We start from the raw sequence: 14,682 nt of genomic DNA, 5'->3' as shown, positions 1-14,682 counted from the left end.
CGGCGTTATGTTGTTGAAAAGGCGGCAGCCAAATGAACCTGCTGCCGCCCTGAATAAATTTTGCTCTATTCCCACCCTGAACGGAGTTTACACAGAATTTGGGATTGCCCCAAGCGGGTAAAGATGCTCCTTTTCCTGTGCCAGCATGGCGCCGACTTCCGCTTCCTTGCCGCGGATCTGGTGGGACAAATATTCCCTGCATTTTTCCTGCAACAGAGCATTTAGTTCTTCCATGGACTCCACTTTGGGAACCGGGACGCAGGTATTTCGTCTGCTGTAACCCACCAGGCCTTCCACCAGGCCCTTCTCATTTCCGGATGCGGGATTGCAGAAAATGGCTTCAAATCCATAGTGAGCCGCCAAAGCGGCATACCCGGCCTGTTTCCGAGCATGAGCGCCAAAGCCATCCTTAACGGCAACCTTGCCATTATCAAAGATAACTCGCTTTGGGACGCCACCAAAGTAAAAGTACTGGAATACCTGGACCAAGGCATCCAAAAAGCTTTCCTCATTCTGCCTGCGGTAAGCCAGAACCAACGGGGCACCGCTGTAACAAAGCCGGGCGCAGAATAAGTTCACTACTGTCTTTACACCAGACAGATATACCGTTGCTTCGCCCCAGTCAATCTGCATCGCATCCCCCGGAGGGAAGGACAGCGGAACAAATGCCTCTTGGTGTTTTTCCCGAAGTTGGCTCACCAGCCGGCGGACGGTAGTCTCCCCGCCGGTGAATCCCAGTTCACACACCAGCCGGTCATAGATACGTTTTGCAGTATGGTGCTGTTTCCTGGGGCTGTGGGTATCTTCTTCCAGGCAGTGCCGGATGAAAGCCACCACATCCTCAGTCAGAACGGAGGCTGCCCGGCTGTAGTTTTTTCGCTCCCATGGAACGCTGTCACCGTTCCAGTACTTCTTGACGGTATTCCGGGAGATCTGCAGAGATGCAGCGATCTGCCGCTGACTCATGCCCTGCAGCCGCATCTTGCGAATTTGTTTGTAAATTTCCACTGTGATAACCACCTTTATGCGCCCCCTATATAGTCTGCGACCATTATAGAGGACATCCTTGGGTGGCTCAATTTTTCATGAGCGAAAACCAGCCAAGTGGCTCACTTTCATATTAGCGTTTACAAAGGGAACGGTCACCACAATGGTTCCCACCAGAAAAGAGAGCACATACAGAATGCTTGCTTTGCCGGATGGAAGCGAACACAGATTTTTTGACAAGACGACCAGAACGATACAGCCAATCAGGGCGGATAGATTGGACAGGCTGCCTAGGGCATCCCCAATTTGGAGCAGCGTCATTCGCACGCTCATTCGTGTTTCCAGCATGGGCCTTGAGGACTCTATGAGCTGAAATTGTCCGTCCACCATTGGAAGCAGTCGATTCATACCAAGCAGTATGCACGAACGGAGGAATATCAGCAGCAGCGGCAGAATCATTGTCAGGATGGCTGCCCGATGGAACCTGCGCAGTTCTTTCTGCTTTGCACTATTCCCGTATAGAATTTCAAGGATGTCTGTGTGATATAGTTGGGCAAGTTGTTCGATCATGGCGATATCAGGCTGTCGTCTGCCTGATTCATAGCCGGAGATTGCCTGTCTGGTCAGACCGATCTTATCTGCGACTTCCTCCTGGGTCAGACCTGCGATCTGGCGCAGTCTTTTGAGGTTGTGGTTGATTGACATGGAATCGCCTCCCGTATCCAGCGTTGTTTCTGACTGCAATATACAACAAACCGCCAATGAAAGTAAAGACGCGTTTTGTTGCGGCGGGAGTTTCTAACGTTTTCCGCTGTTTGGGTGTGTGCCGTACCATACACAGAAGTCCCCGCGGAAGGCAATGCTTCCCGCGGGGACTTCTGTGTGTGATGAATGCGGCGGCGTCATTCAAGGTGTGGCCGTGTCCATCGTTTGGATGGGAAAGGTAACACTCCAATTCCCTTGGATGCACCCGGAAGAAGTCACAAATTCCCCATACAATTCATAACTGCCCAGCTGTTCTACGGGAATGTCGGAAAAGACGAAATCCGTATAAGAACCCGTATGCGCTTCGTCAAAGAACGACAGGGAGCCGCAGGACTCCACCCGTTCCCCGGTACGCTTGTTCACCAGACTGATAAATCCGTGACGATCGGTTTTGAGAATATCCTCAAAATAAATCTGCACATGGAGAGCTCTGTCAAGATACCCGACGCCCGTCAGCGTAACGCCGTCGGCAGGGGAGGCCAGGGGGTTACCGGGTTGTAGCGCCGGGAGACGCTGCGGCATACCATCCGCTTCCCAGTCCGTAGCAAGGCCACCGTCCAATCCGCGCAGCTCCACCAGTTGTGCGGTGCTGTTGAGAGCAACGGTACCCAAATCCAAAATGGTTCCCGCATGGTCTTCTTTGCGGCCCAAAAACTGCCGGACAGAAAAGGTGAGCTTTTCCCCCGTGATTTTGCGCTGATTCCACTGTTCCACCGTAATAAGAAAGGTTGCGGTTTTCGTATCCGCGTCATAGCCAGCCAATACACAGTGGGAAGAACAGTCAAATGGCGTGTGGATGGAATAGCTGTCAAACAGGTCCGCCGACGCACTCAACCGGTCGCCCTCCAAATCCTGCATGGCGATATAAATCTCAGCGGTGTCCGTATGGAGGTAGGACGCCACCACCTCCATACGAATTCCATGGTCCTCACAGGACATTTGAACCGGTTTGAAAAACTGTGCTGTAGACGGGGAAATCTCATAAAGCACATTGTAAAAAGTGGGAATTGTGGCGGCCATGGCCGGTATGACCAGAAAGAACGTCAGGCACAGGCACGCGGCCAACGCGCCCCACTTCATCCGGTGGCGGGACTTGGAACCGGTATGGGATTTTGCGTCGAGGATGGCTGCATCACTGACCGCTCCAATGGCATTGAAAATCTGATGGCTGGTGATCAAAGGGTTCCCTCCTGTTCTAAATAAGTTCGCAGCGCTTTGCGGGTCCGATGCAGCATCACTTTCACGCTGCTTTGAGATAGTCCAAACTGTTTGGAAATGGCAGCAATGGAATCGAGATACCAATACCGGCAGAGAAATACCCGCCGCCGGGTCAAGGGCAAAGACAGAACAAAACGGTTGATTGCGGCTTCCAGTTCTGCATCTGTCACCTCCTGCTCCACGGTCTTACCGGATGGGATACAATCGGCCAATTCCGACAACGCCAGGGGCAGTTCGCCGCCGCCGCGTTTTTCCGCGCTGCGGGCCCGCCATTTGTCAATGGAAATCCGACGTGTGATTTTTCCCAGAAACGTGGCCAGAATGGCCGGACGGTGCGGCGGCATACTGTTCCAGGCATCCAGGTAGGTATCGTTGACGCTTTCTTCCGCGTCCTCGGCGTTGGTGAGAATGGCATGGGCAATGGAATAACAATAGGTTCCATACTTTTTAGCGGTTTCCGCGACGGCTGTTTCGGATCTGGCCCAATAGAGATCGACAATACAGGCGTCCTCCATCCAATTCCTCCTCTCTCCGTTTGTCAGGGGTCCTCGTCTATCTACTCGCAATCCATGGAAAAAGGTTACATCACAATCCCATAAAAAGAGAAAAAACACCGGGGGACGATTGGAATATCGTCCCCCGGCGCATTCAAACGGAATCAAACAAAAACTGCGTTACCCCGATGTACACACGGCCAACAGCTGGTGATACAGGTTCAAAAAATCCTGTTCCACCTGGGTAAAGGGCCGCGTATTGAGGTCCGGGTCGGCGGCCAAGGGCGTCGGAACGATATCGGACCGGCCCAGCAGCCGGGGCAGTTCCGTATACAGCAGATCATCATCAATGGTCTTGATCTGGGCCCGGTCCGTCTCCGACAGGGGAGCGGGCAGCAGTACCCGTTCGATACAGCCTTGGAGCCGGGCTTCGTCCTGTCGGTAGGATTCCATGGCGGCCTTCAGGGGCCGGGGAATATCGCACAGATAGGCTTCGCTGGCATCGTGCAGCAGACACCCCAGCTGTACCAATGGCGTATACGCCCGGGCCGCCGCCTCCCTGGCACAGTTGAGGCTGTGCTGCCCCACGGAATAGAAGTGCGTGACATGGCCGTTGCCCCGACACAGCAGCGACAAGGCGTGGGCGATGTCCAGCAGGGACACACCCATGGGGTCCGGGTCCCGGGGCGCAAATTCTACGCCGGTATAGGTGGTGATGGTCTCCATTTGCATCCGCTCCTTTACGTTTCAGGCAGTACCGCGCAATGTTGACAAGTAGACCGGCCGGAGCCATAGGCACAATTGTGTGGTACTGCTGTTATCGTACCATTCTTTTCCCTTGCTGTAAAACACTATTTTTATTTAATTTGATATTGATGTAATGCAAGAAATATGTGGTAATTCCGACTTTTTTCTGCCAAAAATCTAAAATTGCTTGACGGCAGCCTGTTGCATGGGGTAGAATGGTCTCCCACTGATGTACATATGTTCTTTAACTAATTGCTGTAGCATATCAGTGGGGAAGAAAATAACAGAAGGGAACGACTGAATTTGGACAACAAACCGTTTAAGCCCTACGTTCCCGCCGAGAAGATCATGCCGGAATTTACCGTGGTGTCCATTGTCCTGGGCGCTCTGCTGGCTATTATTTTCGGCGGTGCCAACGCCTATCTGGGCTTGCGCGTGGGTATGACCGTCTCTGCCTCCATCCCGGCGGCTGTCATCTCCATGGGCATCATCCGCGGCATTTTGCGCCGCAACTCCATTCTGGAAAACAACATGGTCCAGACCATCGGCTCTGCCGGTGAATCCGTGGCCGCCGGCGCCATTTTCACTTTGCCGGCCCTCTTCATGTGGGCCAAGGACGGTCTCTGTGACGCGCCCTCCCTGGTGACCATCGGCCTCATCGCCCTCTGCGGCGGTGCATTGGGCGTCTTTATGATGATTCCGCTGCGTTCGGCTCTCATTGTCAAGGAGCACGGCGTCCTGGCATACCCCGAGGGACAGGCCTGCGCCGAGGTCCTTATGGCCGGTGAGGAGGGCGGCGCCAAAGCCTCCACCGTGTTCAGCGGTTTGGGCATTGCAGCTTTCTACAAGTTTGTAGCCGATGGACTCAAGGTGTTCCCCAGTGAGATCACCTACGATATCCCCGGCTTCAAAGGCTCCGGCATCGGCATCGATGTGCTGCCCGCCCTGGCCGGTGTGGGCTATATCTGCGGTGCACAGGTGTCCAGCTATCTGTTTGCCGGCGGCGTCCTGGGCTGGTTTGTTCTCATGCCCCTGATGGTTCTCTTTGGCGGCGACGCCATTCTATACCCCGCCACCAAGACCGTCAATGAGCTGATCGCGGCCCCCGGCGGCGTGTCCAACCTGTGGGGCAGCTTCCTCCGGTACATCGGTGCGGGCGCCGTGGCCTGCGGCGGCGTCTTGAGCCTGATCAAGTCTCTGCCTCTGATCGTCCGGACCTTCAAGGAAGCCTTGGGTGACTACGGTAAGGGCCGGACCAAGAGCGCGCTGCGGACCGAGCAGGACCTGCCCATGACGGTGGTGCTGATTGCCGTGGTGGTCATTGCCTTGATTCTGTGGCTGGTGCCCGCCATCCCCCTGAACTTCGGCTCCGCCCTCATTGTCATCCTCTTCGGTTTCTTCTTTGCCACTGTGTCCTCCCGGATGGTGGGCCTGATCGGCTCTTCCAACAATCCCGTATCCGGAATGGCCATCGCGACACTGCTGATCTCCACGCTGCTGCTGAAAGCCACGGGAACGGCGGGAATGGACGGCATGATTGCCGCCATTGTTATCGGCGGTATCATCTGTGTTATTGCTGCCATCGCCGGCGATACCTCCCAGGACCTGAAAACCGGCTTCCTGGTGGGTTCCACCCCCCGCAACCAGCAGATTGGCGAGCTCATCGGCGTACTGGTGTCCGCCCTGGCCATCGGCGCGATTCTGTATCTGCTGAGCAAGGCCTGGGGCGGCTACGGTACCGAAGCATTGCCCGCACCCCAGGCGGTCCTCATGAAGATGATCGTCGAGGGCGTCATGGGCGGCGATTTGCCCTGGAATCTGGTTTTCACCGGCGTGTTCATTGCCATTGTGGTGGAGGTCCTCCACATTCCGGTGCTGCCCTTCGCCATCGGCCTGTATCTGCCCATCTACCTGTCCGTGCCCATGATGCTGGGCGGCCTGCTCCGCTGGTATCTGGAGAAGCGCAAGTACGCTTCCGAAAAGGAGAAGAACGACTGCGTTCAGTCCGGCGTCCTCTATTCCTCCGGTCTCATTGCTGGTGAGGGCATTGTGGGTATCCTGCTGGCCGTCCTGGCCGTCATCCCCATGGGTGCCGGCACCGTCGGCGACGCTCTGGACATCAGCGGCATACTGGACATTGGCAACATCGGCGGCCTGATTGTTTTTGCCCTGCTGCTGTTCACGCTGTACCGCTTCGCCCTGCGCGGCAGAAAAAAGTAAATTTTAACGATTGCAACTGACCGGGCCGGGCTGTATACTAAAGGTATATGGTCCGGCCTTTGGCCTGGAAGGAGGTCTTCATGGCAAAAAAAACGAAGAATTATCTTGATTTTGTGCCGGTTTATAACCCGGAGTTTGAATGGACTGCCGACAGAGACGGTCTGGTGACGGTCCACATGGTCCATAAGGGCTTTTATGCCGCCATCGCCCAGAAATTCTTCCACACGCCCCGGATCAGCCACATCCATCTGGACCGCTACGGCAGCTATCTGTGGCAGCAGATCGACGGAAAAAAGGACGTGGGCCAGCTGGCCGACGCCATGCGGGACCACTTCGGCGACGAGGCCGAGCCGCTCTATGACCGGCTGGTCCAGTATATGCAGACGCTGCGCAATAACCGCTTCATCCTTTTTCCGGGAAAGGACCGGGTGAAGTGATGGGTAAGGGGGAAATCCTCCTGGGCATTGCCGCCTTTGCGGTGGTGACGGCCATCCTCTATGGATGGGGACTGCGCCGGTCCATGACCCAGGCCGACGATTTGCGGCGGATTTTGCTGAGCCGCGGCGCGGGCCGGGTGCGGCGGTATCTGAAACAGCATGACACGGTGGCGTTGCAGGACATGACCCGTCTGGTGACGGGTCTGCGGGGCGGTCAGCCCTGGTCCCGCCACCGGATCACCGTCAGCGACCCGGCGGCGTTTGCCCGGGAGTTGGCGGACTATATGACGGAGCAGCGGCTGCTGGACAAGACGCCCGACGGCCGTTACCGCCTGCGGCATTGAGCCGCGGAAAGGAGATACAAAACCATGAGAGTATTGGAACATCTGGAGCCGAAGCGGGTTTTTGCGCTGTTTGAGGATATGTGCGCCATTCCCCACGGTTCTTTTCATACGAAGGCCATCAGCGACTGGTGTGTGGCCTTTGCCAAGGAGCGGGGACTGGAATATCACCAGGACAGCGCCAATAATGTGATTATTATCAAGCCGGCAACCCCCGGCTATGAGAATGCTCCGGCCATGATTATCCAGGGCCACCTGGATATGGTTTGTGAGAAGGATGCCGACTGCCGGAAGGATCTGGTCACCGAGGGTCTGGACTTGGCGGTGGACGGCGATTGGGTCTACGCCAAGGGTACTACCCTGGGCGGCGACGACGGCATCGCCGTGGCCATGGCCATGGCCATTCTTGACGACAACACCTTGCAGCACCCCCGTATCGAGGCGGTGTTTACCACCGACGAGGAGGTGGGGATGCTGGGGGCCATGGAGCTGGACGTTTCGCCTCTCCAGGGCCGGATGCTGCTGAATATCGACTCTGAGGTGGAGGGCGTGTTTACCGTCAGCTGTGCCGGCGGCTGCCGCGCCCATTGCACTCTGCCGGTGACCCGGGAAGGGTTCCACGGTGCAGGACTCCATGTAAGTGTCGAAGGGCTCCAGGGTGGTCACTCCGGTGTGGAAATCCACAAGGGCCGGGCCAATGCCAATGTCATTCTGGGCCGGGTCCTGCGGGCTGCGGCCGCAGTATCGGACCTGCGCATTGTGTCGGTGCGGGGCGGCGTCAAGGATAACGTCATTCCCGCCAATGCCGTGGCCCATGTCATCGTCTCCGATGAGGCAGCGGTCCGGACTGCCTGGACGGAGCTGGAGCGGGACCTGCAAAATGAGTTCCGGGTCACGGATGGGAAACTGCGTCTGACAGTGACATCCGCCGATACGGCCCCGGCTATGGACAAGGCTTCCACGACCCGTGTGATGACGCTGCTGACCTGCACGCCCAACGGTGTCCAGGTCATGAGCGCCGATATTGACGGACTGGTGCAGACGTCGCTGAATCTGGGCGTTTTGTCCACCGAGGGCGACAGCGTCCTGGCCTCCTACAGCATCCGCAGCAGCGTGGAATCCCAGAAGCGTATGATGCAGGACAAGATTCTCTGCCTGGTGGAGCAGTTGGGCGGTACGGTGGAGTTCAGCGGTGACTATCCCGGCTGGGCCTACTTGGAGCATTCCCCCCTGCGGGAGAAGATGGTGGAACTGTTCCGGGAGCAGTATGGACGGGAACCGGAGATCGAAGCCATTCACGCCGGTTTGGAGTGCGGTCTGTTCTCCGGCAAGATGCCGGGCCTGGACTGCGTCTCCATCGGTCCGGACCTGAAGGACATCCACTCTTCCCGGGAGCGCATGAGCATCGCATCGGTCCAGCGGGTGTACGCCTTTGTGACCGAACTGCTGCGGCGCAGCAAGTGAGGGCCGGTCATGGGTGAAATCGTAGCCTTTCCCGGCGGCGAGCCGGAGGAGCTGGACTTCGCAGACATGGACGAGGACCAGCTGCGGGCGTGTCTCGAGGAATTGCGGGACCGTTTGGCGGACTTGGACCGGCAGGAACCGGCGGACATGAACAGCGAAGCCTATGAGACCTGGGCCGAGGAGCATGAGGACCTGGAAGATATGATGGATGAGGTCCTGGAGCTATTGGATTGAATTAAAATGGGGGATGCTGCAAATACAGCATCCCCTGGTCAAAACGCCCAACTCCCCATGGGGAGTTGGGCGTTTTGTATCGCTCGCGGGCCGGTAATGGAATGTGAACGAGGCGCAAGGCCGCCTCTTTTACACGGTTTCCTGCTGCGTGATCAGGCCATTGCAGGCTTTTCCATGGGTTTTAAAACCTTGCGGTTGACGCGCTGGAGGAACAGAAGACAGCAAAGGACCGTGGCGATTTCTGCAATGGGGAAAGCCCACCATACCAGATTGACATTGCCGCTAAGGGACAGCAGATACGCAGCCGGCAGCAGGACAATGATCTGCCGGATAAAGGACACCAACAGACTGTAGATACCAAAGCCCAGGGCCTGGAATACCGACGAAATCACAATACAGAAGCCGGCGAAAATAAAGCTCAGACTGAGGGTTTTCAGAGCCGGCACGCCGATAAACAGCATATTCTCCTCGGCTTCAAAGAGCAGCAGCATTTGGGAAGGGAAGAGCTGCATGACAGCCAGGCCGATGAGCATCATGACTACGGCGGTGAGGACGGCCAGCTTCATGGTGCGAACCATGCGGTCCCTGTGCCGGGCGCCGTAGTTGTAGGCGATGATGGGCACCATGCCGTTGTTCAGGCCGAACACCGGCATAAAGACGATGCTTTGCAGCTTGAAATACACACCGAAGACCGCTGCCGCCGTGGAGACGAAGGACATGAGGATACGGTTCATACCAAAGATCATCGCGGAGCCGATGGCCTGCATAATGACCGACGGCACGCCGATGGCCAGAATCAGCTTGAGAATGGACCAGCGGGGGCGGAAGCCTCGGAAGGAGAAGGTCAGCTCCTTGTTGCGCCGCAGGTTGAAAATCAGGGCTAGGACACAGGCGATAAACTGGCCGAAGACTGTGGCGGCGGCGGCGCCGGCGATGCCCATTTTCGGGAAGCCCAGGTAGCCGAAAATCAGGATGGGGTCAAAGATGATATTGATGACGGCGCCGACACCCTGGGAGATCATTGTATCCAGGGTACGGCCTGTGGCTTGCAGCAGCCGTTCAAAGGTGATCTCAAAGAACTGGAAGCAGCATAGAATCAGACAGATGGATACATAGGTAGTACCGCCTTCAAAAATCTCGGGAATGTTCGTCTGGCTGGCCATAAAGGCCCGGGAACCGAAAATGCCTACCAAAGTAAAGACGATGACCACCAGCGTAATCAGGAAAATGCCGTTGAGCGCCACATATCCCGCTTTCTTGCGGTCGCCCTCGCCCAGACTGCGGGAGACCACCGAGTTGATGCCCACGCCCAGGCCGGTGCTGAAGGCGATCATCAATGTCTGCATGGGGTAGGCCAGGGAGACGGCCGTCAGGGCGTTCTCACTGATTTTGGCTACATAGATGCTGTCCACGACATTATACAATGCCTGGATAATCATGGCGATAATCATGGGCAGGGCCATGTTGAACAGCAGCTTGCCCACAGGCATGGTGCCCAGCTTTTCACTGTTGGAGCTGGGTGATTGGTTGCTACGTTGTTGTTCCAATGTTCTTCTCAAACCTCGATTCTCTTTCATGTTGGGAGTGCCATGGTCATTGTATCGGAAAATGTCGAGACGGTCAAGGGTAAAAGAACCAGGACGGCAAAAGCCAATCATACAATTATAATATAATGAAGAGCAACTGACTTCCGGAAGCGGAATCGCAGCCGGAGGCCATAAAAAAGGTGTGCCGCTTGGGGCGGCACACCGGGAGTAGTTTGGAAAGGCTTATTCGGAGAACAACAGCTGGGCATAGGTGGGGAAGGGCCAACGCTGGGCCGGGATCAGCGTCTCCAGCAGATCGGCGTCCCGCCGCAGAGCATCCATGTGGGAAAGAACCGTGTCGTGATAGTACGCTGCCTGTTCGGTAATGTCTTCCGGCAGCTGGCCCAGACTGGTCTCCAGCAGGGCGGTTCCACTGTACAGACCTTCGGCCAGAGCCGTCAGCCGCCGGATGGTTTCCGCCTCCACGGCGCAGCTGAGACCGGGGACCGCTGCTTCCTTGGACACCACCGCGTCCGTCAGCTCGTGGATGTAGGAAAGGGCTGTGGGCAGGATTTGCCGCCGGACCATATCCAACGCCGTCTGAGCTTCGATGTGGATTTTCTTGCAGTAGGCTTCAAAGTGGATTTCGTTGCGGGCGCGGATTTCCGTTTCCGTAAAGACACCGTGGCCGGTGAACAGGGCAATGTTCTCAGGCTTCAGATATACACCGAAGGCTTCCGGCGCGCTGCGCAGGTTGGACAGGCCCCGGCGTTCCGCTTCCACAATCCAGGCGTCCTCGTAGCCGTTGCCGTTAAAGAGGATGCGGCTGTGCTCTTTCAGGGTCCGCACCACCAGGGCGTGGAGGGCGGCGGTGAAGTCCGCGGCCTGCTCCAGCTCGTCGGCAAACTTCCGCAGCTCCTCGGCCATGATGGTGTTCAGAGCGATGTTGGGACCGGCGATGGACTGGGAGGAACCGGGCATGCGGAACTCAAACTTGTTGCCGGTGAAGGCCACAGGGGAGGTGCGGTTCCGGTCGGTGGTATCCTGGGGAATATGGGGCAGCGTGTCTACGCCAATGGACAGGGTGCGCTTTTCGGCCTCGGTGTAGCTGGTGCCGTGGATCAGGGAATCCACAATGGCCATGAGCTCATCGCCCAGGAACACGGAGATGATGGCCGGAGGTGCTTCGTTGGCGCCCAGACGGTGATCGTTGCCTGCGGAGGCTACGGAGCACCGCAGCATCTCCTGGTACTCATCGACACCCTGAATGAAAGCGGCCAGGAACAGCAGGAACTGGGCGTTCTGGCTGGGGGTTGCGCCGGGGACAAACAGGTTCTTGCCCGTGTCGGTGGCCAGGGACCAGTTGTCGTGCTTGCCGGAACCGTTGACACCGGCGAAGGGCTTCTCATGGAGCAGGCACACAAAGCCGTGGCGGTCGGCCACCCGGCGCATGGTCTCCATGGTCAGCTGGTTGTGGTCGGAGGCTGTGTTGGCGTCGGAGAAGATGGGGGCCATCTCATGCTGGGAGGGGGCTACCTCGTTGTGCTTTGTCTTGGACAGCACGCCCAGCTTCCAAAGCTCTTCGTCCAGGTCCTGCATGTAGGCGGCAACCCGGGGCGTGATGGCGCCGAAGTAGTGATCCTCCAGCTCCTGGCCCTTGGGGGGCTTGGCGCCGAACAGGGTGCGACCGCAGAACCGCAGGTCGGGACGCTGGGCAAAGAGGGATTTGTCGATGAGGAAATACTCCTGTTCAGGGCCGACGCTGGCGGTGACCCGCTTGGACTCCGTATCACCGAACAGCCGCAGAATGCGGATGGCCTGCTTGCTGACGGCATCCATGGACCGCAGCAGGGGCGTCTTTTTATCCAACGCCTCGCCGGAGTAGGAGCAGAATACCGTGGGGATGTACAGGGAACCTTCCTTGATAAAGGCAAAGGAGCTGGGGTCCCAGGCCGTGTAGCCCCGGGCCTCGAAGGTAGCCCGCAGGCCGCCGGAGGGGAAGGAGGAGGCGTCGGGCTCGCCGCGGACCAGTTCCTTGCCGGAGAAATCCATAATGACGCGGCCGCCTTCAATGGGGCTGATGAAGCTGTCGTGCTTCTCGGCGGTGACGCCAGTCATGGGTTGGAACCAGTGGGTGAAGTGGGTGGCGCCCCGGTCCGTGGCCCATTCCTTCATGGCCTCAGCGATTTCATTGGCCACAGTCAGGGGCAGGGTCGTACCGTCCTGCAGGCACTGTTTCCAGGCTTGGAAAGTGCTTTTGGACATGTACTGCTGCATGGCGGCCTCGTTGAAGACCATGGAGCCGAACAGTTCGGGGACCTTTGCTGCGCTTGTTTTCATAACACACACTTCTTTCTCAATATGAATATGGATTCCAGCCCGGCGGGAACCGCTCCCGCCGGTGCCGGTGGATAAACGGATGGAAATGGATATCTTAGAAACCGCTGGCGCCGTAGTTGGCCAGAACCCGGGCCGAGGGGTCGGAGACGTTGCAGCCCTTCCAGCTCTTGTTGGGCATCCAGAAGTCGGCAATCATATGGGCCTGACCGGGGTAGTACTTTTCAAAAATTTCCCGGTACAGCAGACTTTCTTTCGTAAAGGGAGTGGCGAAGGAGTAGCGGCGGCGCTTGCGCTCGTATTCCTCGGCAGTGTATTTGGTTTCGGCGTAGTCCTTGAGGTCCTCCACCATGGAATGGCCCACGGCGTCGGAGAAGGCGGCCTTTTCCCGGTAGAGAATATCGTGGGGCAGCCAGTCGCCCTCAAAGGCGTGGCGCAGCAGATATTTGCCTTTTCCGTAGGTGTTGAGTTTTTTGGCCGGGTCAATGGCCATGACGTATTTGACAAAATCCAGATCACCGAAGGGAACCCGGGCTTCCATGGAGTTGACGCTGATGCACCGGTCGGCCCGGAGCACGTCGTACATGTGCAGCTCAGAAATCCGCTTTTGGGATTCCTTTTGGAATGCTTCTGCCGACGGGGCGAAATCCGTGTACTTGTAGCCGAACAGCTCGTCGGAGATCTCGCCGGTCAGCAGCACCCGCACGTCGGTGCGTTCGTGGATGGCCTTGCAGCAGAGGTACATGCCCAGGCTGGCCCGGATGGTGGTGATGTCGTAGGTACCCAGCAATGCGATGACCGTTTCCAGGGCGTCCAGCACCTCCTGCCGGGTCATGTATACTTCCATGTGATCGCTGCCGATGTAGTCGGCCACCTGACGGGCGTATTTTAAGTCGATGGCGTCGGTGTCCATGCCAATGGCAAAGGTTCGCAGGGGCTTGTCGGTGAGTTTGGCGGCGATGGCACAGACGAGACTGGAATCCAGACCGCCGGACAGGAGACAGCCCAGCGGGGCATCGGCGTCCATGCGCTTCTCTACGGCGGCTACCAGCTTCCGGTGAATCTGTCCGCAGACGGTTTCCAGATCGTCGGTGCAGTACTGATCTACCCGTGTGATATCGCAGTACCGGACGAAGCGGCCATTGGCATAGTAGTGACCGGGCGGGAAGGGGAAAATCTCCTTGCAGATACCCACCAGGTTTTTGGGTTCACTGGCGAAGACCAGGGAGCCATCATCCAACGCGCCGTAGTAGAGGGGCCGGATGCCGATGGGGTCCCGGGCGGCGATGAGGGAGTCGGACTTGTGATCGTAGAGCACCAAAGCGAATTCGGCGTCCAGCATGGAGAACATGTCAAGACCGAATTCCCGGTACATGGGCAGCAGAATCTCACAGTCGGAATCGCTGCGGAAGGTGTACTTGTCGGAGAGGGCTGCTTTCATGCGGCGGAAGCCGTACAGCTCGCCGTTGCACACCACATAGTCGCCATCCAGTTCAAAGGGCTGCATACCCTCGTCGGTGAGACCCATGATGGCCAGTCGGTGGAAGCATAGGTAGCCGCTGCCGGTGTCGATGATGCGGGTGCAGTCGGGACCGCGGGAGATGGTCTGGGCGAATTGCTGGCGGACAGTTTCCACCGGAATAGATTTGGAACTAAAACCCATAATTGCACACATTTGGAAATCCCTCCAAAAAAATAAAATTGCAGCCAGTAAGTCCTAAACCGATTAGGACGAATTAGCTGCAAATCCGCGGTGCCACCTAACTTACTGCATAGCGCAGTCACCTTTCTCGGGCTCTAACAAGCCCATGCGGCGTAACGTGCCGTACACGGCGCCCCTACTGACCCACGGCGGGCGTTCAGTTTGCTGCTCCGGAGTGTTATTCCCGACGGCGTCCAATACGGGGTTTCC

General features: G+C 57.3%; 13 protein-coding genes. 5 read left to right on the top strand and 8 right to left on the bottom strand.

Features of this window, described 5'->3' with window-relative positions:
* Nucleotides 1-87 precede the first annotated feature (87 nt).
* The 5 genes from istA to ACTQ33_RS09310 all read right to left on the bottom strand — a co-directional run bounded on the left by istA (nucleotide 88) and on the right by ACTQ33_RS09310 (nucleotide 4,190).
* The gene (gene istA, locus ACTQ33_RS09330) at nucleotides 88-1,008 is read right to left on the bottom strand and encodes an IS21 family transposase (RefSeq protein ID WP_441464157.1); all 921 of its coding nucleotides are present in this window, start codon (nucleotides 1,006-1,008) and stop codon (nucleotides 88-90) included.
* Between the two features lie 75 nt (nucleotides 1,009-1,083).
* The gene (locus ACTQ33_RS09325; protein WP_441464155.1) at nucleotides 1,084-1,692 is read right to left on the bottom strand and encodes a helix-turn-helix transcriptional regulator; all 609 of its coding nucleotides are present in this window, start codon (nucleotides 1,690-1,692) and stop codon (nucleotides 1,084-1,086) included.
* Between the two features lie 201 nt (nucleotides 1,693-1,893).
* Entirely contained in the window at nucleotides 1,894-2,931 is a 1,038-nt protein-coding gene (locus ACTQ33_RS09320) for a hypothetical protein (protein ID WP_441464153.1), read from the bottom strand.
* Complete coding sequence (locus ACTQ33_RS09315) at nucleotides 2,928-3,485, bottom strand: RNA polymerase sigma factor (protein ID WP_441464151.1); 558 nt, start codon at nucleotides 3,483-3,485, stop codon at nucleotides 2,928-2,930. Before ACTQ33_RS09315 ends, ACTQ33_RS09320 begins: the two co-directional genes overlap by 4 nt.
* 159 nt (nucleotides 3,486-3,644) lie before the next feature.
* Nucleotides 3,645-4,190: a phosphohydrolase gene (locus ACTQ33_RS09310; RefSeq protein ID WP_441464149.1), complete on the bottom strand. Its 546-nt coding sequence runs from the start codon at nucleotides 4,188-4,190 to the stop codon at nucleotides 3,645-3,647.
* Nucleotides 4,191-4,559: 369 nt separating this feature from the next.
* On the opposite strand from ACTQ33_RS09310, the gene ACTQ33_RS09305 reads away from it, so the two are divergent.
* The 5 genes from ACTQ33_RS09305 to ACTQ33_RS09285 all read left to right on the top strand — a co-directional run bounded on the left by ACTQ33_RS09305 (nucleotide 4,560) and on the right by ACTQ33_RS09285 (nucleotide 8,907).
* Nucleotides 4,560-6,431: an OPT family oligopeptide transporter gene (locus ACTQ33_RS09305; protein WP_441464169.1), complete on the top strand. Its 1,872-nt coding sequence runs from the start codon at nucleotides 4,560-4,562 to the stop codon at nucleotides 6,429-6,431.
* Nucleotides 6,432-6,511: 80 nt separating this feature from the next.
* Nucleotides 6,512-6,868 carry a PqqD family protein gene (locus ACTQ33_RS09300; protein WP_441464147.1) on the top strand — a complete coding sequence of 119 codons (357 nt, stop codon included), beginning with the start codon at nucleotides 6,512-6,514 and terminating at the stop codon, nucleotides 6,866-6,868.
* Nucleotides 6,868-7,212, top strand: a complete 345-nt coding sequence (locus tag ACTQ33_RS09295; protein ID WP_441464145.1) for a hypothetical protein — start codon at nucleotides 6,868-6,870, stop codon at nucleotides 7,210-7,212. Before ACTQ33_RS09300 ends, ACTQ33_RS09295 begins: the two co-directional genes overlap by 1 nt.
* A gap of 24 nt (nucleotides 7,213-7,236) precedes the next feature.
* Nucleotides 7,237-8,673, top strand: coding sequence for an aminoacyl-histidine dipeptidase (locus ACTQ33_RS09290; protein ID WP_441464143.1), 1,437 nt, complete (start codon nucleotides 7,237-7,239; stop codon nucleotides 8,671-8,673).
* 9 nt (nucleotides 8,674-8,682) lie between these two features.
* Nucleotides 8,683-8,907: a hypothetical protein gene (locus ACTQ33_RS09285; protein ID WP_441464142.1), complete on the top strand. Its 225-nt coding sequence runs from the start codon at nucleotides 8,683-8,685 to the stop codon at nucleotides 8,905-8,907.
* A 152-nt stretch (nucleotides 8,908-9,059) separates the two neighbouring features.
* Here ACTQ33_RS09285 and ACTQ33_RS09280 read toward each other — a convergent pair whose 3' ends face one another.
* The 3 genes from ACTQ33_RS09280 to asnB form a co-directional block, all read right to left on the bottom strand.
* Nucleotides 9,060-10,466 carry an MATE family efflux transporter gene (locus ACTQ33_RS09280; protein WP_441464140.1) on the bottom strand — a complete coding sequence of 469 codons (1,407 nt, stop codon included), beginning with the start codon at nucleotides 10,464-10,466 and terminating at the stop codon, nucleotides 9,060-9,062.
* Nucleotides 10,467-10,676: 210 nt separating this feature from the next.
* Nucleotides 10,677-12,773 (bottom strand): glutamine synthetase III family protein, encoded by a 2,097-nt coding sequence (locus ACTQ33_RS09275; protein ID WP_441464138.1) that lies wholly within the window; start codon nucleotides 12,771-12,773, stop codon nucleotides 10,677-10,679.
* A 94-nt stretch (nucleotides 12,774-12,867) separates the two neighbouring features.
* Nucleotides 12,868-14,445 carry an asparagine synthase B gene (gene asnB, locus ACTQ33_RS09270; protein ID WP_441464136.1) on the bottom strand — a complete coding sequence of 526 codons (1,578 nt, stop codon included), beginning with the start codon at nucleotides 14,443-14,445 and terminating at the stop codon, nucleotides 12,868-12,870.
* Nucleotides 14,446-14,682 lie beyond the last annotated feature (237 nt).

Origin of the sequence: Candidatus Avoscillospira sp. LCP25S3_F1 (assembly GCF_052117125.1) — a bacterium.
In the GTDB taxonomy this organism is placed as follows: Bacteria; Bacillota; Clostridia; order Oscillospirales; family Oscillospiraceae; genus Avoscillospira_A.
Note: the sequence above shows the minus strand (reverse complement) of the source record. Positions and strands in the feature narration are given on the sequence as shown.